The sequence below is a fragment of the Huintestinicola sp. genome, from assembly GCF_050874005.1.
GTDB lineage: Bacteria > Bacillota > Clostridia > Oscillospirales > Ruminococcaceae > Huintestinicola.
This window is the reverse complement of sequence record NZ_JBNMJV010000014.1, coordinates 13,089-33,505: the sequence shown is the minus strand read 5'-3', so window position 1 is coordinate 33,505 and position 20,417 is coordinate 13,089. Positions and strand designations below refer to the sequence as shown.

Sequence of the window (20,417 nt, the reverse complement as noted above, 5' to 3'; positions counted from 1 at the left end):
TATATTCAGATCCTTTCAATGGAAATTTGCTTATTTTCGCTTTGCTGCATTCATCAGAAGCCCCTTGGCAAGCTGATTTTTCTCCGCAAGCCGCCTGTTTGCGGGACAGACATAGGAGCAGCAGCCGCAGTTTATGCAAAGTCTGACCTTGAGCCTTTCAAGCTCGGCAGTATCTCCCCTGTCGTATGCGCTCTCGAGGCTTACGGGCATAAGCTTTACGGGACAGGCACGGACGCATCTTCCGCAGCGGATACAGGATGTGGTTTTTGTTTCGGGGATATCCTTAAATGCAAGGATAGCATTGTTTACCTTGATAACGGGACGGTCGGCGCTGTCCAGAGCCATTCCCATCATAGGTCCGCCGTAGAGGACTTTATCGTACTCGGCGGCGCCGCAGTATTCAAGCAGTTCCGAGGCGGGAGTTCCCACAAGAACACGATAGTTGCCGCTGTTTTTGGTAACTGCTGTGCCGTCTATGGTAAGACGCTTGCTTATGAGAGGCATTCCTGTGCGGATATATCTTATGAGGAAGGCAATGGTAGAGACGTTCATCACGATAACGCCCTGATGAGCGGGAAGCTCACCCTCGGCTACTATTCTGCCTGTGGCGGTGTAGATAAGCACCTTTTCTGCGCCCTGAGGATATGTTGAGGGGAGGGATACCACTTCGATATTCTTATTGTCTGCTGTTCTCTTTTTCATATCGGCAATGGCGGCAGGTTTATTTGCCTCTATGCCTATTTTGCAGTTTGGGATATTAAGCTCTTTCATTATATAGGAAATGCCGTCGATCACTTCCTCGGGGGCTTCCACAAATTCACGATAGTCGGAGGTGATATACGGTTCGCACTCGGCTCCGTTTACAAGAAGTGTGTCAATAGGAGTTTTTTCCGGGTCAAAACCCAGCTTTATATGAGTGGGAAAGCCTGCGCCGCCAAGTCCGCAGCAGCCGCTTTCTCTGACTGCAGCAAGAAAACTCTTTCTATCGGTCACGACCGGAGGCTTTATATCGGGGCAAGGGGTCTGAAGTCCGTCTGTTTCTATTATCACGGCTTTGCAGGCGGCTCCGTTTGACAGTCTCCAATCGGTTATTTCCGACACCTTTCCAGAGGCGGGTGAATGTACGGGGACTGACATCGGCTTATCAGAATCACCTATTTTCATTCCTACTGTGACCTCGTCCCCTTTTTTTACAAGAGGGATGCAGGGGGCGCCCATACACTGCGACATAGGCAGTATGAGCTTCTTTGGCAGAGGGAAATCGACAGTCGCCTTATTTTCGGTGGATTTATGATGCGGCAGCCTTACTCCTCCTGTTTTTACGGACATATCAGTTCAATCCTTTCTTCTGAGCTTTTATATTTAAAGCATTGACTTTTTTCGTTAAAATATGATATTTAAAGGGTGCATTATCCCCGCAGAAAATCCCCGAAGTAAAGCACCCTTGCTACATCTCTTTAAAGTGTCAATAAAAATTATAACACAAAGACAATTAAAAGTCAACACAGATTTTATTATTTTTTTGTTCCATACAGACTATTTTCTCCCTGCATTGTTTCGACAAAAGCTTTATCCCCGCAATGATATAATTTATTCATAAAACTTGGACGGAGAAGATTCTTTTATGTACATATATGCGGATATTCTTATTATTACAAATATTTACGTGGATTTTCTGCTGATAAAGTCGGCGGCTGCTATCACTCACAGTCCTCTTAAAACAGGCAGAGGGATATTTGCGGCGGTTGTGGGGAGTCTTTTTTCTCTGGCGATATTTCTGCCGAAAAGCCTTTCACTTTTACTTGCACCCATAAAGATAATTTCCTCGGCGGTCATTGTTATTATTGCTTTCGGATTTGAAAATATTGGGCATTTTTTCCGCCGAATGGTGGTGTTTTACCTTTGCGCCTTTATTTTCGGGGGACTTGGAACGGGACTTGCTTATCTTACGGGAGGACGGTTCATTACAGCAAGAAACGGCGTTATCTATGCGGATTTTTCTATGCCTGCTCTGGTCATTACTTCAATTGCGGCTTATGTGTGTATTGGGGTGTACAAGCGATTATCCGATTATGGCACGGACGGCTCATATACGGTGATAGTTTCCGATTGCGGAAGGACGGCAAGCTTTACGGCGGTGGCAGATACAGGTAATATCCTGAAAGACAGCTTTACGGGGAAATATGTTATCGTGTGTCCGAGAGATGTTCTTCTGACCCTTTATGACACCGTTCCCGACTGCGTGAGCGTGACCGAAGGAAAGACTTCACTTGGGAAAAGATGGCGGATAATACCCTACTCTACCGTGTCGGACTCGGGGATAATGGCTGTTATCTGTCCTCGGGACGTTTGTCTTAAAAATGATGAAACGGGGCAGATATTCCGTGCAGACGTTTATCTCGGTGCGGCTGAGAATGATAATTCCAAAGCAGTATTTAATCCGAAAATACTTATTTGATAAGAAAGGATATGGTTTATTATGTTAAATGCAGAGCGGCTTTTTCAGATGGCAAGGGAGCTTGCGGCAAAGCTTCTTGGGATTTCGGAAGGTGTTTTTTACATAAACGGTCCCGAAACGCTCCCTCCGCCTCTCACAAAATCAGAAGAGGAAGAAGCCTTCGCTCTGCTTCTCACCGACGCACAAAAGGGCAGAGAGCAGCTTATTGTTCATAATCTGCGGCTTGTGGTATACATTGCAAAAAAGTTTGAGTCTACGGGGATATGTGTTGACGACCTGGTCTCAATAGGCACTATCGGGCTTATAAAAGCGGTGAACACCTTCTCTCCCACAAAAAATATCAAGCTTGCCACTTATGCTTCAAGGTGCATTGAAAATGAGATACTTATGTTTCTGAGAAAAACCTCACAGCACAAAAACGACATTTCCATTGACGAGCCTTTGAACATTGACTGGGACGGAAACGAGCTGCTGCTTTCGGATATTCTCGGGACAGATGATGATACGGTGAACAGCGGCATTGAGGACGATGCAGAAAAAGCTGTTCTGAGGGAGACTGTATGCCGTCTGCCCGAGCGTGAGAGGATAATTATGGAAATGAGATTTGGGCTGAAAACAGGAAAGGAAATGACACAAAAAGAGGTTGCGGACGTTATCGGGATATCTCAGTCATATATTTCAAGGCTTGAAAAGAAGATAATCAAAAAGCTGAAAAAGGAGCTTGACAGGCAGATGATGTAAAATATGCCGCAGACGTTTTTGTCTGCGGCATATAGAAGTTACATTCAGGCAGATTTCTTCGGCTTCTTTTTTCCGAAATAGGTGGGACGAAACCATTTGATATAAACGTCTCGTATCATCTGAATGGTGTAATCGTAGAGGATAAAGACAAGGTTTATGAACACCATTACGCCCACAACGGCATATTTCCCGAGGAAGGAGAAATCACCGAAAAAATCGTAAACGCCCATAATAAGGGTGATAAGCTTGTACCATATTATCATTGCAGCGTTGAATATGCCGAATTTGCAGAGGGTGCGCAAAAGCGGCAGCTTTATTTTATCAAGCTTCGGCGAGATTATGGGATAGTAGCCGAAAAACATTATAAAAAGCGTGGTGGCTTCCTTGTCGGGGGTGAGGAAAAGCGAAAGCAGGGATACGGCGAAAAATGCTGCAAACGCCCAACTTGTGCTTACCTCGGTGGCGACTATTATCATAAGCGCCCCTGCGTAAATGGGTATCGCCATACTGAGTATGGGAAAAACTCCCGTCAGGAACATCAAGGTAAGGCAGAGAGCGGAGACCACGCCGCCTAAGGCTACCTTATAGCTTGTTTTGCTGTTTTTATTCATTGTGGCTTCGCTCCTTTCCTTTTTGCTTATTATAATGATATCACATTTGCTGAGAAATGTCAAATATTTTTGATTTTACGCAAAAGATTTGTGACAGCTGCACAAATTAGTCTTTGTTATATTCTTTTTTCAGATAGTCAAATGCCTGTCGGATATTTGATACGGCGATTATGCCGATATTGTATTTTTTCGGGTCTATCTGCCTGAGCGACATTTTGGGGATAATACATTTCTCAAAGCCGAGACGCTGTGCTTCGGCAATTCTTTGAGGAACATTTGAAACGCTTCGTATCTCTCCGCCGAGACCTATTTCACCGAAAGATACAAGCTTTTCATTTATGGGCATATCCATAAGGCTGCTGTAGAGGGCAAGGGCGGCAGGAAGATCGGCGGCAGGCTCGTCAAGGCGGAAACCGCCTACGATATTTACATAAATATCCAAAGTACCGTAGAAAAGCCCTGCTCTTTTCTCAAGAACGGCGATTATTATTGCAAGGCGGCTGAAATCAAAGCCCGTGGAGGTCCTTCGGGGGGCGGAATAGCTGCTTTTGGTAACAAGAGCCTGCACCTCCGCAAGAATGGGGCGGGTACCCTCCATAACGCAGCCTACGCAGCTTCCCGATACGCCTGTGGGTCTGCCCGAGAGGAACATAAGAGAGGGATTTTCCACCTGATTAAGTCCGCTGTCCAGCATTTCAAAAACGCCTATCTCGTTTGTTGAGCCGAAACGGTTCTTTACGGCTCTGAGCAGGCGATAGCTCTGGTGGCGGTCGCCCTCGAAAAAGAGAACGGTATCAACTATATGCTCCATTACCTTGGGTCCTGCTATGGCACCGTCCTTGTTCACGTGACCTACAAGGAAAATGGGTATCTCCATATCCTTGGCAAGATGCATAAAGAGATTTGTACACTCTCTCACCTGGGTTATGCTGCCCGATGCGGAAGTGATACTGCGGATATTCATTGTCTGTATGGAGTCGATTATTACAATCTCGGGTCGGGAGGACATTATGGTGCTGCAGATGGATTCGGCGTCGGTCATACTGAGAAGGTAGAGGTTGGGAGTGGTCACTCCGAGACGGTCGGCTCTGAGTTTTACCTGTCTTACGCTTTCCTCTCCCGATACGTAGAGTATAGTATGCTCGGCGCCCAGATAGCTGCATATCTGGAGCAGGAGCGTGGATTTTCCTATTCCCGGCTCGCCGCCTAAGAGCACAAGCGAGCCTTTCACAAGTCCTCCGCCGAGAACTCTGTCAAGCTCCCCTGCTCCCGTTGAATAGCGTATTTCCTCGTCGGTGTCTATCTGAGACAGGGTGCGTATCTTGTCCGAGCAGTCTGCTCCCCCTGCCGCCGAGGGTGCGGATTTAAGTGACGACTTTTTTGGCGCTTCTTCTATTATATCCTCCTCGAAGGTATTCCACTCGCCGCAGGAGGGGCATTTGCCGTTCCATTTAGGCGATTCAAAGCCGCAGGAGCTGCAGATGTATACTGATTTAAGCTTAGCAGGCATTTTGCTGTTCCTTTCATATAATTTTTGGAAATTTTAAAAACCGGTATGAAGCTGTGCCCCATACCGGTCGTAAAGCTTATGCTGTGAACTTAAAATCCAAGCTTCTTTGCAAAATCAGCGGAAATTGTCTTTTCAAGTGCTGCCGCTTCTTCTCTTGTTGCGCCTGTGGTGGTGTAGTAAGCCTTGATCTTAGGCTCTGTTCCGGAAGGACGGATAATTACGCTTGCACCATCGGTGAGCTTGAAGGTGAGAACATCGGACTTGGGCAGAGTGAGCATTGTCTTTGCACCTGTCTCGGTGTCTACAGATGTGCTTGCTGCATAGTCCTCAAAACGTGTTACCTTGAGACCGCCGATCTCGGTAGGAGTATTGCTGCGAAGACCTGCCATAATTTCCTTCATTCTCTCCATACCGCTTGCACCCTCGCATACGAAGGAGGACTGAGTATGAACGTAAACACCGTACTTCTTGTACATATTCTCTCTTGCCTGAATGAGAGAAATGCCCTTTGTGCGGTAGAATGCTGCCATTTCACAGATGAGCATTGAAGCAACAACTGCGTCCTTGTCTCTTACATAAGAGCCTGCGAGATAGCCGTAGCTCTCCTCAAAGCCAAAGATGTATCTGTCTTCCTGACCCTTGTCCTCCAAGAAGCCGATCTGCTCGCCGATGAACTTGAAGCCTGTGAGAACTTCAATGAGCTTAACGTTATACTCCTTGCAGATCTTTGCGGCGATATCGGTGGTAACAATGGTCTTTACAGCAACGGGATCCTCGGGCATTGTACCCATCTTTGTTCTCTCGGAGCAGATGTACTCGAGGAGCATTGCGCCTACTTCGTTTCCGGTGAAAAGCTCGTAGCCGTTATCGGAGGGTACTGCGATACCTACACGGTCTGCGTCGGGGTCGGTTGCAAGAAGAAGGTCAGGCTTGACTGTCTCACAAAGCTTGAGACCAAGAGAAAGCGCCTCCTTGATCTCGGGGTTGGGGAAGGGGCAGGTGGTAAAGTTGCCGTTGGGATATTCCTGCTCGGGAACAACGGTAACGTCCTCAATGCCTATCTTCTTGAGGATAGCTCTTACGGGCTTGTTACCTGTTCCGTTAAGAGGAGTGTATACCACCTTAAGGCCGCTTGTCTTTACGAGGTCGGTGTGGATACCCTGCTTGGACACCTCGTCAAGGTAATTGTCGATAACTGTCTGGGAAATGTAATTTATCATTCCGTCGGAAACAGCCTTCTCATAATCGGTAGTCTTTGCGCCGTCGAACATAGGAACGCTGTTGATGTTCTTCAGAACGATCTCAGCTGCGCCGAGAGTGAGCTGGCAGCCGTCGGAGCCGTATACCTTATAGCCGTTGTACTTGGCAGGGTTATGTGATGCGGTGATCATAATACCTGCGCTGCACTTATGCGCTCTTACAGCGTAGGAGAGCATAGGAGTGGGCATAAGCTCGGTGTAGATATATACCTTGATGCCGTTTGCAGCAAGAACGGAAGCCGCTTCCTTTGCGAAAACATCGGACTTGATACGGCTGTCGTAGGAAATTGCAACGGAAGGGTTCTTGAATGCCTCGTTAACGTAATCCGCAAGACCCTGTGTAGCACGTCTTACTGTATATACGTTCATTCTGTATGCACCTGCGCCGATAACGCCTCTGAGACCGCCTGTACCGAATTCCAGGTCACGGTAAAATCTGTCCTTGATAGCCTCATCGTCACCCTCGATAGATTTAAGCTCTGTCTGAAGGTCGGGATCGTCTACAGCCTTTTCGCACCAAAGCGCATAAAGCTCCTTTTCATTCATAACTTAGTCACCTCATTATAAAATTTGATTTTCGCATAAAACACAGCAATGAATAGTTCAAATATTATTATAACATATATTTCCCGATTTGCCAATAGGGAATTTTATGATTTTTCATATTTTTCACATTTTATTTCCGGAAAAATGTCTGCTGTCTGAATTTTTACACAGTACATATGTTATAATCATTTCAGAACATCAGGAAAGGAAATGATGAAAATGAAAAAATACTTACCCATTCTGAAGGAATACCCCTTAGCCGCTCTTATGTGCCTTGCCGCAGACATCTTCTTTACAGCTAAATATTCAAGTCTTGCGGCTGAATGCGACCCTGCTCCCATCGCCTACTTTATTGCCCTGTACGGCAGCATTATGGCGATACTTATCTTCACCGCAGGCTGGAACAATGCAAAAGTCAAGGCTGAAAAGAAGTCGGAGGAACGCCGCAGATACAAGCGCAGGCAAGCTATAAGCGCACTCTATTCACGGGAATTTTACGGAATAACCGAAAAATAACTCAGAACATATTGTTTCTTATTTCCTTGGCGGCGTATCTGCCCTCAAGGGTCTGACCGGGGACATCGGGGTGGAGACCGTCTCTTAGATACTTGCCCGTGCCGCCTATTACCTCGAATTTCTCGCATATGCCGCTGTTATGGAAGCAATCGATCACCTGGGCGGTCATTTCTCCCGTTATTTTTCTCAGCACCTCTATAGTCTTCTCTACCTTGCGGTTATGCTCGGGCGTGGCAGTCTGGAGCGGTGTGAGGACAAATACCCGGCAGAGAGGAAATTCCTCCATAATGCGCTGTATGCACCATCTTGCAGCGCCTGCTTCGGTGAAAAGGTCGATGCTTTCGTTATTCTCAAGTGATTTGCCCTCAAGTGCCTTTTCAGGGTCTCCAAGGCAGTCGAGAGCGTCGTTTGTGCCCATTGCAAAAGCAAATATATCGGGAACGGGATATTTGCCGCTTTTTACCTCTTCAATAAAGCGCTGGGTATGTACTACAGCACAGTTATTTGCTCTCTTCTGCAGCTCGTTTATATCATCTGTCTCCTCCCAGCCGTCGCTTATCCCCGCAAAATCGGGGTCGGTATAATCCTGAGTTGTCACGCTTCCGGAGGTGCAGGTCAAGGTCCTTTTATACCATACTGCGCTGCCTACGCCTACATTGTGATGTGAAGCCATTCCCAGCTCCTTATATACGTGATATGACCACTGCTCCCCTGCCGTTATGCTGTCGCCGTCCACGCCGAAATTCAGCTTTGAAAAATCCATTGTAATGACCGTCCTTTTCTGCGAAGCTCATATAGATAAGTTTCGCTTTTAATCAAATTCACTCAAATATAGCATACTACATTTGTAAGGATATGTCAAGCATAAAAAAGGCTGCCGTACAAAAATGCACAGCAGCCATAACTTTAGTTATCGTTATTTCTTATGTACGCAAAGCCTGCGTCAAAAAGAGCTATGGTATCGTTCCAGCGTACAGCGGCGCTTTCACTTCCGAGGCATACTATTATAAGCTCGTGTCCGAAGCGCTCGGCAGTAGCTACTACACAATGGCCCGAGTAATCGGTCATACCTGTTTTAAGACCTGTTGCATAAGGATAATAATAGTCGTTATCCGGCTGGATAAGCTTGTTGGAATTGTTCCAGTAAATGTACTCTCCCGAAAGGAATTCAAGCTCACGGTAGGATTTTTTTCCCGATTTGGCTATCTCGGGATAATTCTGTGAATAAAGGGTCATACGGAGCAGATCCATTGCGGTTGTGTAGTGATTATCGTCGTGGAAGCCGTCGGGACAGGTGAAATTGGTATTTTGACAGCCTATCTCCTTAATTTTCTCGTTCATTGTATTGATGAACACATTGACAGCCTCGTCTGCAGGGAGATCGTCCTTTTCGGCAATTATCCTGCCCGTTACAGCCGCTGCACAGTAAGAAGCGTCATTTCCCGAGGGGAGCATTATGGCGTCAAGCATCATTTCTCTGTCAAGCTCGCTGCCCACGTTAAGATATGCAAGGCTTGAACCCGGCTGAACAAGCGACTGCTCGTCCCCTGCCCTGAACACGGTTTCGGGAGTGGTGTACTCCATCATTACTGCGGCAGTCATAATTTTCGTGGTGCTGGCGGGAAAAGCCTTTTCCTCCGCATTTTTGGAATACAGCACCTGTCTGCCCTGAACGTCGTACATTACACAGTATGGTGTCTGGATTATCATATCAATGGGATAGCTGTCCTTCTGCTCGAAGATCTCGTTCTCGATCTTCAGTTCCTCCATACGCTTTTCCTCCTCAAACTCGCTCTGAGAAGGAAGCGCCTGTAAAACAGTATATCCCGAAGCGTCCACCGTAAGCTCGGTGACTGTATTTATTTGTGAAAGAGCCGAAACAAGCAGCCATATTCCGCCGCCGAGAAGCAGAACTATCAGAATTGCCATTACTCTTGCTCTGAAAATTCTTTTTTTCCTCGCAAGCTGAGCGCTGCTCATACCGCCTTGTTTTGTTTTATTCATCAAGTCATTTCCTTTCAAAAAATGCCGCAAAAGCTGTTTTTATATCTCTTATAATGATAACATACAAAGCAGTAAGAGCGCAATAGGCATTTTTCACTAATTTTCATTCCTGTTTCAAGCAATAGGTCAAATCATTAAAAAACCGTCATACGCCAAATTAGCCGTATGACGGTCTGAGGTATGTTTTAAAACTTAATTATCAGGAAAGAGACGAAATGTAGTCGTTTATGGACTGTTCGGCGGCAGAAGCGTTCTGACCTATGATGTAATATGCATAATTTCCGTTAGTTCCTACAATGGAAGCTGCTGCAAGCTCCTGATCGTTTGGATACCAGGCGTCCTGTTCAATAGCCTTTGTCTTTCTCGCCTCCAGGTCGGCTTCTGCGGCGGAAACGTCGTCGGCGTTGATAATGATTATCTCGCTCATTACTGCACTGATGGGACACTGCATTACTATCATTTCCTTGTAATTTTCGTTGGCAGGGTCAAGAAGGAAGAACTCCTTGAGTATCACCTCGTCTGTGACCTCAGCCATAGAAGGCCATTCGCTTTCGGAAAGAGCCTTTTCAACAGCGGGATAGAGAGGATTATCTGATACTGCCTCCTCGGGAACCACAGGCTCGGCGTCTTCGTCGTCCACCATTTCTTCAGAAGTTTCGTCCGCAGATACCTCAAGGCTCTCGCTTTCCTCGGGAAGAATATCTTCCTCTGTTTCGGCAGATTCGGTATCGGAAGTTTCTGCAATTGTGGTTTCGGCGGCGGTGGTTTCGCTTGTTTCCTCGTTTTTGCCTCCTCCGCAGGCAGCGAATGTCATTCCTACAGCAAGCAGAGCTGTAAGCATTGCAATTTTCTTGTTCATAATAAATTTCCTTTCTTTTACTCTATATTAAAACGTCTTGCCTGACGTCATAATGATTATATCAGATTACAGAAAATAATCAATACCGCCGGCTCAAAATTGATTATTTAGTCATAATTTGTAACCTTGCTGTTATCATTGTGGAAAATAAAGAAAAACGAGGCATTATTTACCCCGTTTTTCCTATCTGATACTTATATAAATTCTATAAATTCGATTGTCTTATCACTTCTTGGATATAGTGATCGAGTCAATAAATTCATCAAATCCTGCCTGAGCTGCTTCGGCATTTTCCTTCGTAGCCTCGCAGATGATGTAGAAAACATCTTCATCGGAATAGAAATAATACACACGGTCAACATATTCGCCGTTGATCTCCTTGTCCTCCGAAAGGACATACTGATCGTTTTCGTCCATAACATATTCGCCGTTTTCATCTGTTACGGGTGGGAAAATGTATGATGTAACGGTGTAATCATATCTGATCGCATCAAAGCCCGCAACGGTAGTCTTTATCGGTTCGGAAAATTCTGTATCCGCCTGATAAAGCATATTGCTTACCTTAATGGAAGCGCAGCCCGAATCGGCAAAGACTTCAAGATTCTGAAATTCTTCCTTATAATTCTGAGCCTTTACAACAATGCCGCCGAAAGGCGTTGAATACTGCTTTCCTTCGGCATTATCTATCACAGTTTCAAAGCCGTCGGGCAAAGTGCAGTTGAATTTGAAAATAGCAAGATCTTCCTCATTCTCAACCTCTTTGCCTGTATAAATGCTGACAGTTTCTTCGTCTCCAAGCAAATCTTCTGCATTCTCGGCGGAAGCTGTTGAGAAGTCGGGTTTTGCCGCAGTAGTTGTCTCGGTAACTTCTTCCTCGTTGCTTTTTCCGCAGCCGGTCAAAATAAGGCAGACAGCAGCAACAGCCGCAAGAGCTTTTTTCATTTTATCCATTTTAAGTACATCCTTTCAAATTTATCTGTTTATATTTTGTATCGTGGATTTATCCCGAATCTGGAAAGATAAGCGTTTTCATCGGAAAAGCGTTCCTGACCGTAAAATTTTACAGGAGAACGCAGTCCCTCGGAACGTGGAGTCTCTGACATAGGAATATCTATCATCAAAGAACAGCAGTCTGCAGACTCGGAGCAGGAAATATCGCACCCGAATATGCCGCTTACAAGAGCTTTAAGTTTTTCGGCAGGAGAATAATCCTCGGGCTTTATTACAGCTTCCGAAACGAGCTCGGAAGGGAGCCTCATAATGTATCCGCAGGTCAGACTGACCCTCATACGGTCTGCACCGTTTCGGAAAAGCCTTATGCCGATCGCCTCAACGTGCCGTTCACCCTCCATCGTCTTAACTGCAAAATCGGTAAGCAGAAGCTTGACTGCACGCATATCTATCCTTGCAAACATTCCCGAAGCAATATTTGCATTTATCTGGATATTATGCCTTGAAAGCACCTCGGAAAGCTCGTCGGAAAGCTTTGTCAGTTCTGCCGAAACGCTGACGGGGGCAAAATCCGAGCATTTGCGTCCCCTCAGCTGCATTATTTCCTCGGGAATAAGGAACTCCGATAAAAGGGTGAGCATTGAACTGTCAATAACGCTCAGAAGCGCTGCCGCTGGCTCTGTCTCATAAATGTCGAACAGATTATCCGCCGCCGCCGATACGGAGGAAACTGCGTGGCGCACCGCAGCACTCAGAACTTCAAAGCAGTCGTCTGAAAACGAAGCAGCAGGAGCAATGTTAACAAGGCTTTCGCAGCCGTTTACAGGGGAAACATATGCCTTATAAAGCCTGCCGCCGCAGTAAACGTACTTTTCATAAGCTTCTCCCGTATGAAGTGAAGCAAGCTCTGAGGAAAGCTCCGGGGCAAATGGTCCAAAAGCTCTGTTGCAGTAAACAAGACCATCTTTGCCGGCAACTGCCGCAGGCAGGAGCGAATTATCGTATATCCTGCGGAACTCGTCCGTTACAATACCCGTATCCATACTCTGCCCCCTTTTCTCCTATCACTTCATTATAGTATAAAGTATATCACATTTCAATCCGCAAACTAACTAATAATAAGAAACTTTTATTTGTCCTATTTGTAAATAAATAAGTTTTTGTGTATAAAAAGTGTACAATTGGAGTGAAATAAGGGATAAGCCTTTTCTGTCGGCGATAGAATTTTGAAATCCTGTTAAAATTTGCACAAAAAGTATTTTTTTTTGAAAAAACACTTGCCAAAAGAGCAAAAATAGTATATTATTATAGTGTACGGCAAATTACTAAAAAAGTAAATGCCAATCCGACCGTTAAAAAATTAACAGTCGGGAGATAAATAATTCTTAGGAGGAATTTTATCATGTCAGTAAAAGTTGCAATCAATGGTTTCGGCAGAATCGGCCGTCTCGCATTCCGTCAGATGTTCGGCGCTGAGGGCTACGAGGTAGTTGCTATCAACGACCTTACCAAGCCTTCTATGCTCGCTCACCTTCTCAAGTACGATACCGCTCAGGGCGGCTACTGCGGCAAGATCGGCGAGAACCTTCACACCGTGACCGCTGATGACGAGGCCGGTACTATCACAGTTGACGGCAAGACCCTCAAGATCTACGCTATGGCTAACGCAGCTGAGCTTCCTTGGGGTGAGATCGGCGTTGACGTTGTTCTCGAGTGCACAGGCTTCTATGTATCCAAGGCTAAGTCCCAGGCTCACATCGACGCCGGCGCTAAGAAGGTAGTTATCTCTGCTCCTGCAGGCAACGATCTTCCCACCATCGTTTACAACGTAAACCACAAGACCCTTACAAAGGACGACACCATCATTTCCGCAGCTTCCTGCACAACAAACTGCCTCGCTCCTATGGCTAAGGCTCTTAACGACTATGCACCCATCGCTTCCGGTATCATGAGCACGATCCACGCTTACACCGGCGATCAGATGATCCTCGACGGTCCTCACAGAAAGGGCGACCTCAGAAGAGCAAGAGCAGGTGCTGCTAACATCGTTCCCAACTCCACAGGTGCTGCTAAGGCAATCGGTCTTGTTATCCCCGAGCTCAATGGCAAGCTCATCGGTTCCGCTCAGAGAGTTCCTACTCCTACAGGTTCCACAACTATCCTTACCGCTGTTGTTAAGGGCAAGGACATCACCAAGGAAGGCATCAACGCTGCTATGAAGGCTGCTGCAACCGAGTCCTTCGGCTACAACGACGAGCAGATCGTTTCTTCCGATATCGTTGGTATGAAGTTTGGTTCTCTCTTTGATGCTACTCAGACAATGGTATCCAAGATCGATGACGACACATATCAGGTACAGGTTGTTTCCTGGTACGACAACGAGAATTCTTACACCTCTCAGATGGTAAGAACAATCAAGTATTTTGCTGAACTCAAGTGATAATTGACTGATAACTGATTTTAACTAAATTGTCCCCGTTTGTCGGATATTTTACTGTCCGACGAACGGGTTTTTTTTTTGCATATTTAAGTTGTGCATAACCTATAGTCACCCTCTGCTGCCATATCCTCGTGTAAATCGGTAATTGTGTCACCCTTCGACTGGAAATAAGCCGCAGTAAAAGGATCGCCTGCCGAGGACTGAGGATAAATTCCCAAAGTGTGTGCAACAAAATAGGAATCCATTCCGCCTGCCTTTATCTGCTCTGGAGTAAGCCCCTTTGTAAGCTGATAAACGATTGCGGATATCATTTCAACGTGGGCAAGCTCTTCCGTACCCACATCTGTAAGAATACCCTGCACCTGAGCATAAGGCGCAGTATACCTCTGACTGAGATACCTCTGAGAAGCGCCCAGCTCGCCGTCAGCGCCGCCAAGCTGCTCAACGATTATCTTAGCAAGAGCAGGGTTTGGATTTTTTATGTTAACGGGATATTGAAGACGTTTTTCGTAGACCCACATACTCAGTTAGCCTCCTTTTCCCAGGGCCAGGGACCCTTGATCCATTCAAAAACATTATCGCAGTCGGACTGCATAGGCGAAATGGGACCGAATAAATTAGCATAAGCCGCCGCCGCCCTGTCTCTCAGCTCCTTGTATTTTCTGAAAGCCTGAAGACCGTTGGGACAGGTGGGGTGGGTGTCGAGATAAAGCTGCAGCTCATACAGATAAAAGTCGTACATCTGCACCGCATACAGAAGCTGCCTTTTTTTATTTTCCATATCTCTGCACCCCTTCCTTGCCTAAAAACGGCAGATCAAGCCTTGGGAAGATGGTACCCTTTGCCAGAGCCACATTTTCCGCATATGTCTCCTCCCAGCTCTGATAGGGAACATATGCCATTGCCAGCGGAGTGTCCTCGAGAAAGCGACCTCTCGGAACGGTCAGTCCCTCGGCAGAGCATTTGGAGTATGAATTTTCGTTCATAGTCTGCTCCTTTCGTAAATAAATGATAGCGAGCATACCTGCTCATTTATCATTATATTCCGAAATTTACGGAATGTCACATTTTAAAAGCTGAGCAAAAGGACATAAGAAAACCGCCTTGATGAGCAGGGCGGTTGATCAATACCAAATAGCAAATGCTTCATTTGGGATTGGCTGACCAATATCCAGAAGCTCAGAGAGTTTTGCACGAACGTGAGCAACATACATCTTCTTACTAAACTTATATTCTGAATATTCTATGTTCGTAACCTCACGTGTAACTGCATCGACAGTCACTTTCCCTATTTTATTACTATTTTCGGGAATATAATCGCAAGAAATATTTTTACCATCAAATGTTATATTTAATAGTTGAACCACGAAAATACCTCCTATTCACAATACTTTGAATAAACTTGAGTTGAAATCCTTTCCCCTTTCATTATACCACTCCCCCCACCAATGTCAATAAAAAAATCAAATAAATCCCCTCACCCCCTTGACAAACCGGTTTAACTATGTTAAACAAAAATCAGAGGTTTACTAAAATTAAACCAATCCAAAGAAATGAGATGAAGAAAAATGCCCGAAATAAAGCTTGGCGAAATGGAAGCAAAATTTGCGGAAATAATCTGGAAAAACGATAATATCCCCTCGGGAGAGCTTGTAAAGCTGTGCGAAAAGGAGCTTAATTGGAAGAAATCCACCACCTATACAATGCTCCGCCGACTTTGCGAAAAAGGACTTTTCAAAAACGAAAACGGCAAAGTCACCTCACTTATCACAAAGGACGAGCTTGCCGCCCAAAAGGGCGAAGAGCTTATCAGAGAAAGCTACGGCGGCTCACTCCCCCGCTTCATTGCATCCTTTACCGAAAGAAAATCCCTCAGTAAAAAGGAGCTTGACGAAATTCAGCAGATGATAGACGATTACCGAAAGGAGAGCTGAAATGACCGAGCTGTTTCTGAAAATACTCGGTATGAGCGCCACCGCCGCACTCACAGCCGCAGCAGTCCTCCTGCTGCGCCTTGTGTTGAAGCCTGCCCCGAAAATATTCTCCTATATCCTCTGGACAGCAGTCTTTGTAAGGCTCCTCATACCCTTTTCCCTGCCCCTCCCCACCTCGGAGCTAAACCCCATAACCCCCGTTATGATCCGAACCGAACCCTATACCTACGAGAAAAACTATGATCAAGCCGTCCCACTTTCCGTAGATATTGAGTCACCGGCAGAAATATCCATATACACAAGCGAAACCATTGCCGAATTTAAAAAGCCGAAAACCGCTCTTGATATCCTTTCCCTCATATGGCTTTCGGGCGTAATGATAATGACATTCCGCTGGATATATTCATATCTCCGACTGAGAAAAACTCTGAAAAAATCCCACCCCGACGGGCAGAATATCTATACCTCGGATAAAATATCCACTCCATTCATTTTCGGTATCCTGCCGCCCCGTATCTATCTCCCCGAAAGCCTTTCGGGAAACCGCAGAGAGCTTGTTATCCTCCACGAAAAATACCATATCAAACGCCTTGATCACATTGCCAAGCTTGTAATGTACCTTGCCCTCTGCATACATTGGTTCAACCCCGCAGTGTGGCTCAGCTTCAGGCTGTGCGAACGTGATATGGAAATGTCCTGCGATGAAGCGGTAACAGGAAAAATGAACAAAAGCGAAAAAGCGAATTATTCCGAAGCTCTCCTTGAAGCCGCTCCCCAAAAATCCGCCTCCTTCACCGCAGGCTTTTCCGAAAGCGGAACAAAGCGCAGAATAAAAAATGTCCTTAAATTCCAAAAGCCGACCCTATGGGTAATGCTCCTCTGCGCTCTTGCCGCACTATTTGCCGTTATCGTCCTCTCCTCCGATAAAGCACCCGAAAGCCCCGATAATATCGTCACCGAACAGCAGTCTGATTTTAATCCCCTAAGCGATATCTCCGCCGATGACCTAACCGTCATCTCTCTTGTAACCAAAAGCGGACAGCAGTACCCCTTTTCCGATGAAAACACCGCCGCCGCACTTAAAATAATATCCGAGACCGAATTTACCCCCACCCGGCTTTACGAGTATGTCCCCTCCGAATTTGAACTCCGCCTTGCCCCGAAGGACCGCCCCAACGCCTTTGGACAATATGCCTTCGCCCCCGCAAAAAATACGGACGGCGAACCCATCTACTCCGTTTCAATAATGACCACAAACACCGAGTATAACTATTCAATTCCCGAGGAAAAATATAAAGCATTGAATGAGCACTCACATATCCCCCTCACCATTCCCGTAATATCTGCCTCCCCCGAATTTCTCCAAAGCGTCTATTTCGGCTCGGAGTTCCCCCACCTCCTTTATGCCAACGAATTTAACACCGTATTCACCGACGGAATTAACGGCTTGTATCTCTGCAATGACAATGCGGTACTGTGGGCAGCGGACATCAGCTCCACCTTTGCCGCATATAAGGATAAATTCCCCTTTGAGATCGGCGCACCCGACAGCAACGGCATATCAGCAGGCGCATTCACCGATGAAAACGGACAGCTCCGATTATGGTGCAGCATAGGCGGAGCAATTTCAAACCACTGCATAAATTACATCATCGACCTTGAAACAAACACCCTGAATTACATTGACGAAATACCCGAGGACACTCGAAAAGTCAGAAACTACAGCTACTATGATTTTTCCGAAAACGCACCCGAACCTCTTGACAATCATATCATCTACTACGACAGCGACCCTCAAAATTTCGTTTACTTATCAACACGCACAAACAGCTATGACCTTTCCCTCATAAAAATCGTCCGTCATACTGCCGAGGGCTGCTTCGAATTTGTCCCATTCCCCGAAAACAATCCCGCCGTTAACGCACAAGCTCAAAGCAAAATACATTTCGGAACATACCGCCTTGCCGATATTCCTCTTAACAGCGTCACCATCTCCCCTCTCGGAAGCGCTGTAGTAACATTCTCCCCCCTCTCAAGCATTCTTTGTATCGGAACAGCCGAACTGGACGCAGACTGCACCAAGCTTATCATAAACGCCTCCGACAGCGGCAGATACGTTTTCGATATTGAGGACGAAAGCCTTATCTACCGCCAAACCGAAAGTACCGAGGGCACAGCCGCCTACCCGAAGGAAATGAGCGGAGCATACGAAGGAGCAATTTACACCTATTCGGAAGACTAAGTTTATTATAGCACATTTATTCTGATTTGTCAATAGTTTTTAGAACATAAATTCTGTTTTGTATACCTGCACAAATTTCAAAAATGAATATATTATCGTTGACCTTGGCACGGAGTACGCAGGCAGAACAGTTACCATCTATAAGGGCAGAAAATCCACAAAGAAAGAGGTAGCAGAAGGCGTACTTGATAAGAACGGCAAGTCTATATTTGAGAATACAGGCTTTGGCAGCAACTTCACTCTTATAGTCGGCGATCAAGTGTATGATCGCTTGATAATATGCAGCACCGCAGAAATTCTGATTTTCCTGCGGTGCTGTTTTTTATTTGGTTACTGAAAGGCAGACTGTGTTCAGTTTGGTTGTTTATCGCTCTGTTCCGTTCATAAATGCCAAAATAGTTTTGCATTATTTTGAAAGATCTGTTTTTCTTACAGCGTCTCTTACTTTCAGAACAAAGGAAGGAGAAACAGAAAGCTCATCAATGCCCATTCGCAGGAAGTTTTTTGTTAATGAGGTATCTGCTGCAAGCTCGCCGCAGATACCTATCCAAGCGCCGTGTTTGTGAGCGTTTGCGGCAGACATATCTATGAGCCGCAGAACAGCTTCGTGATGAGTATCGCAGAAACGTTCAACATTGGGATTTTGTCTGTCGCAGGCAAGAGTGTACTGAGTCAGGTCGTTGGTTCCCACGCTGAAAAAATCCACCATAGGAGCAAGCCTGTCGCTTATAAGTGCAGCGGCGGGGGTCTCTATCATAATTCCCAGCTCGGTGCTGTCTGAATAACCGATATTTTCCTCGTCAAGCTCTTTTTTCACCTTATCGCATAGCGCAAGTATCTCGTTAAGCTCCGAGGTGCTTGTTATCATAGGAAACATTATACCCAGCCTGCCGTAAACAGAGGCTCTGTACAATGCCCTGAGCTGCACACGGAATATCTCCGGACGTGACAGGCAGAGACGTATGGCACGAAGTCCCATAGCAGGATTTTCTTCTTTTTCAAGATGAAAATAATCCACCTGCTTGTCTGCACCGATATCAAGAGTCCTGATAATGACTTTTTTGGGTGCCATACTTTCAAGGACCCGCTTGTAGACAGCAAACTGTTCCTCTTCGGTAGGATAATCGGATTTTTCGAGATACAGGAACTCGCTTCGGAACAAGCCTATTCCGCCTGCGTCATTTACCAGCACTGCACCGATATTGTCGGCGCTTCCGATGTTGGCAAATATGTCGATGGTCCTGCCGTCCAAAGTAATATTTTCTTTCCCTTTAAGCTCCTGAAGGAGTTTTTTCTTTTCCTCTTCTGACTCCTGCTTTTCTTTGTATTCCGATAAGGTCTTTTCATCCGGGTCTATGATAAATGTACCCGTAAAGCCGTCTGCAATGGCAATTGTACCGTCCGTTATCTGCGTAAGAAATGTTTCTCCCAGACCGATGATCGCAGGGATATTCATATTCCTTGCCAGGATTGCCGTGTGGGAATTTGAAGAACCGAAAGCTGTAACAAAGGCAAGCACCTTATCCTTATCAAGCGATACGGTCTCGCTGGGAGCCAGATCGTCCGCACATATCATTACCTTTTCGTAACTCAGACGTTCCTCCTTTTCGCAGCCGCTCAGACAGGCTATAAGCCTGTTGGAAATGTCGTGAACGTCAGCGGCTCTTGCCCGCATATAGCTGTCCTCCATAGAGGAAAACATCTCCGCAAAATTGTCAGATGTGACTGCTACGGCATATTCCGCATTCACATTCTGCCCTTTTATCATTTCTGTTATGGCGTCGTTATAATCGTCGTCTTCGAGCATCATCATATGGATCTCAAAGATCTGAGCATTTGCTTCACCCACTTCTTTAAGCGCCTTTTCATAGATGTCCCGAAGCTGTGAGGAAGCCCTTTCCTTTGCAGCTGCAAGACGGGCAAGCTCTTCATCGACGTTTTCGATCTTTATCCGCTTTACCTGAACATCCTGCCGCTTGAAAACGGAAATCCTGCCGATGGCTATTGCGCCGTAAACGCCTTTTCCCTGATATTTTGTCATAAGTCTCATCTCCTTCCTTATAATACGCTGAGACAGCTTGTTACAGATTTTTCTCCAGAAAGCTTCTCATTTCTTCAATTGCGGCAGCTTCATCGCCGCCGTCTGCCGTTACGGTAATGGTATCTCCGCATTTTACTCCCAGCCCCATAAGAGCCATAAGCTTTGCTGCGCCAACGGTTTTTTCCCCTTTGGTTATGGTTATCTCGCTGTCAAGTGCTTTTGCTGTTTTTGCCAGCATACCTGCGGGTCTTGCGTGGATACCAAGCTCGTCCTTGATGGTGTAGGTGAATGATCTCATAGTTTTC

General features: G+C 46.0%; 21 protein-coding genes and 1 pseudogene. 7 read left to right on the top strand and 15 right to left on the bottom strand.

Going from position 1 to position 20,417, the window contains the following annotated elements; translation table 11 throughout:
- Positions 1-30 precede the first annotated feature (30 nt).
- A complete protein-coding gene (rsxC, locus tag ACR0QN_RS06545; RefSeq protein WP_432650396.1) occupies positions 31-1,329 on the bottom strand; it encodes an electron transport complex subunit RsxC in 1,299 nt (432 codons plus the stop codon).
- 295 nt (positions 1,330-1,624) lie between these two features.
- Here rsxC and ACR0QN_RS06540 point away from each other — a divergent pair, with 295 nt between their 5' ends.
- The gene (locus tag ACR0QN_RS06540; RefSeq protein WP_432650395.1) at positions 1,625-2,458 is read left to right on the top strand and encodes a sigma-E processing peptidase SpoIIGA; all 834 of its coding nucleotides are present in this window, start codon (positions 1,625-1,627) and stop codon (positions 2,456-2,458) included.
- Between the two features lie 48 nt (positions 2,459-2,506).
- Positions 2,507-3,199, top strand: coding sequence for an RNA polymerase sporulation sigma factor SigE (sigE, locus tag ACR0QN_RS06535; RefSeq protein WP_432650428.1), 693 nt, complete (start codon positions 2,507-2,509; stop codon positions 3,197-3,199).
- A 44-nt stretch (positions 3,200-3,243) separates the two neighbouring features.
- Here sigE and ACR0QN_RS06530 read toward each other — a convergent pair whose 3' ends face one another.
- The 3 genes from ACR0QN_RS06530 to ACR0QN_RS06520 form a co-directional block, all read right to left on the bottom strand.
- A complete protein-coding gene (locus ACR0QN_RS06530; protein WP_432650394.1) occupies positions 3,244-3,810 on the bottom strand; it encodes a hypothetical protein in 567 nt (188 codons plus the stop codon).
- A 106-nt stretch (positions 3,811-3,916) separates the two neighbouring features.
- A complete protein-coding gene (gene radA / locus ACR0QN_RS06525) occupies positions 3,917-5,320 on the bottom strand; it encodes a DNA repair protein RadA (protein WP_432650393.1) in 1,404 nt (467 codons plus the stop codon).
- 89 nt (positions 5,321-5,409) lie between these two features.
- Positions 5,410-7,125: a phospho-sugar mutase gene (locus tag ACR0QN_RS06520; protein ID WP_432650392.1), complete on the bottom strand. Its 1,716-nt coding sequence runs from the start codon at positions 7,123-7,125 to the stop codon at positions 5,410-5,412.
- A gap of 219 nt (positions 7,126-7,344) precedes the next feature.
- Here ACR0QN_RS06520 and ACR0QN_RS06515 point away from each other — a divergent pair, with 219 nt between their 5' ends.
- The gene (locus ACR0QN_RS06515; RefSeq protein WP_432650391.1) at positions 7,345-7,641 is read left to right on the top strand and encodes a hypothetical protein; all 297 of its coding nucleotides are present in this window, start codon (positions 7,345-7,347) and stop codon (positions 7,639-7,641) included.
- A 1-nt stretch (position 7,642) separates the two neighbouring features.
- Here ACR0QN_RS06515 and ACR0QN_RS06510 read toward each other — a convergent pair whose 3' ends face one another.
- The 5 genes from ACR0QN_RS06510 to ACR0QN_RS06490 form a co-directional block, all read right to left on the bottom strand.
- Positions 7,643-8,404, bottom strand: a complete 762-nt coding sequence (locus ACR0QN_RS06510) for an SGNH/GDSL hydrolase family protein (RefSeq protein WP_432650390.1) — start codon at positions 8,402-8,404, stop codon at positions 7,643-7,645.
- 143 nt (positions 8,405-8,547) lie between these two features.
- Positions 8,548-9,645, bottom strand: a complete 1,098-nt coding sequence (locus tag ACR0QN_RS06505) for a D-alanyl-D-alanine carboxypeptidase family protein (protein ID WP_432650389.1) — start codon at positions 9,643-9,645, stop codon at positions 8,548-8,550.
- Positions 9,646-9,844: 199 nt separating this feature from the next.
- On the bottom strand, positions 9,845-10,504 hold the full coding sequence (locus ACR0QN_RS06500) for a DUF4358 domain-containing protein (protein WP_432650388.1): 660 nt from the start codon (positions 10,502-10,504) through the stop codon (positions 9,845-9,847).
- Between the two features lie 225 nt (positions 10,505-10,729).
- A complete protein-coding gene (locus ACR0QN_RS06495) occupies positions 10,730-11,455 on the bottom strand; it encodes a hypothetical protein (RefSeq protein ID WP_432650387.1) in 726 nt (241 codons plus the stop codon).
- Positions 11,456-11,484: 29 nt separating this feature from the next.
- Positions 11,485-12,498 (bottom strand): hypothetical protein, encoded by a 1,014-nt coding sequence (locus tag ACR0QN_RS06490; protein ID WP_432650386.1) that lies wholly within the window; start codon positions 12,496-12,498, stop codon positions 11,485-11,487.
- Positions 12,499-12,857: 359 nt separating this feature from the next.
- On the opposite strand from ACR0QN_RS06490, the gene gap reads away from it, so the two are divergent.
- Positions 12,858-13,895 (top strand): type I glyceraldehyde-3-phosphate dehydrogenase, encoded by a 1,038-nt coding sequence (gene gap, locus ACR0QN_RS06485; protein WP_432650385.1) that lies wholly within the window; start codon positions 12,858-12,860, stop codon positions 13,893-13,895.
- A gap of 98 nt (positions 13,896-13,993) precedes the next feature.
- Here gap and ACR0QN_RS06480 read toward each other — a convergent pair.
- From ACR0QN_RS06480 to ACR0QN_RS06465, 4 genes and pseudogenes are all read right to left on the bottom strand, one after another.
- Positions 13,994-14,416, bottom strand: a pseudogene (locus ACR0QN_RS06480) (manganese catalase family protein); the annotation flags it as partial.
- A 2-nt stretch (positions 14,417-14,418) separates the two neighbouring features.
- On the bottom strand, positions 14,419-14,676 hold the full coding sequence (locus ACR0QN_RS06475) for a spore coat protein CotJB (protein ID WP_432650384.1): 258 nt from the start codon (positions 14,674-14,676) through the stop codon (positions 14,419-14,421).
- Positions 14,666-14,881 carry a spore coat associated protein CotJA gene (locus ACR0QN_RS06470; RefSeq protein WP_432650383.1) on the bottom strand — a complete coding sequence of 72 codons (216 nt, stop codon included), beginning with the start codon at positions 14,879-14,881 and terminating at the stop codon, positions 14,666-14,668. The genes ACR0QN_RS06475 and ACR0QN_RS06470 overlap by 11 nt, the downstream gene beginning before the upstream one ends.
- 138 nt (positions 14,882-15,019) lie before the next feature.
- Positions 15,020-15,262 carry a hypothetical protein gene (locus ACR0QN_RS06465; RefSeq protein WP_432650382.1) on the bottom strand — a complete coding sequence of 81 codons (243 nt, stop codon included), beginning with the start codon at positions 15,260-15,262 and terminating at the stop codon, positions 15,020-15,022.
- Positions 15,263-15,463: 201 nt separating this feature from the next.
- Between ACR0QN_RS06465 and ACR0QN_RS06460 the strand changes: the two genes are divergently transcribed.
- From ACR0QN_RS06460 to ACR0QN_RS06450, 3 genes are read left to right on the top strand one after another with little or no spacing between them, the layout of a single operon-like run.
- Entirely contained in the window at positions 15,464-15,829 is a 366-nt protein-coding gene (locus ACR0QN_RS06460) for a BlaI/MecI/CopY family transcriptional regulator (RefSeq protein WP_432650381.1), read from the top strand.
- 1 nt (position 15,830) lies between these two features.
- Positions 15,831-18,071: a M56 family metallopeptidase gene (locus tag ACR0QN_RS06455; RefSeq protein ID WP_432650380.1), complete on the top strand. Its 2,241-nt coding sequence runs from the start codon at positions 15,831-15,833 to the stop codon at positions 18,069-18,071.
- A gap of 58 nt (positions 18,072-18,129) precedes the next feature.
- Positions 18,130-18,408 (top strand): hypothetical protein, encoded by a 279-nt coding sequence (locus ACR0QN_RS06450; protein WP_432650379.1) that lies wholly within the window; start codon positions 18,130-18,132, stop codon positions 18,406-18,408.
- A 69-nt stretch (positions 18,409-18,477) separates the two neighbouring features.
- On the opposite strand, the gene ptsP is transcribed toward ACR0QN_RS06450, so the two are convergent.
- Both ptsP and ACR0QN_RS06440 read right to left on the bottom strand, forming a co-directional pair.
- Complete coding sequence (gene ptsP, locus ACR0QN_RS06445) at positions 18,478-20,112, bottom strand: phosphoenolpyruvate--protein phosphotransferase (protein ID WP_432650378.1); 1,635 nt, start codon at positions 20,110-20,112, stop codon at positions 18,478-18,480.
- 40 nt (positions 20,113-20,152) lie between these two features.
- Positions 20,153-20,410: an HPr family phosphocarrier protein gene (locus tag ACR0QN_RS06440; RefSeq protein ID WP_432650377.1), complete on the bottom strand. Its 258-nt coding sequence runs from the start codon at positions 20,408-20,410 to the stop codon at positions 20,153-20,155.
- Between the last annotated feature and the right edge of the window lie 7 nt (positions 20,411-20,417).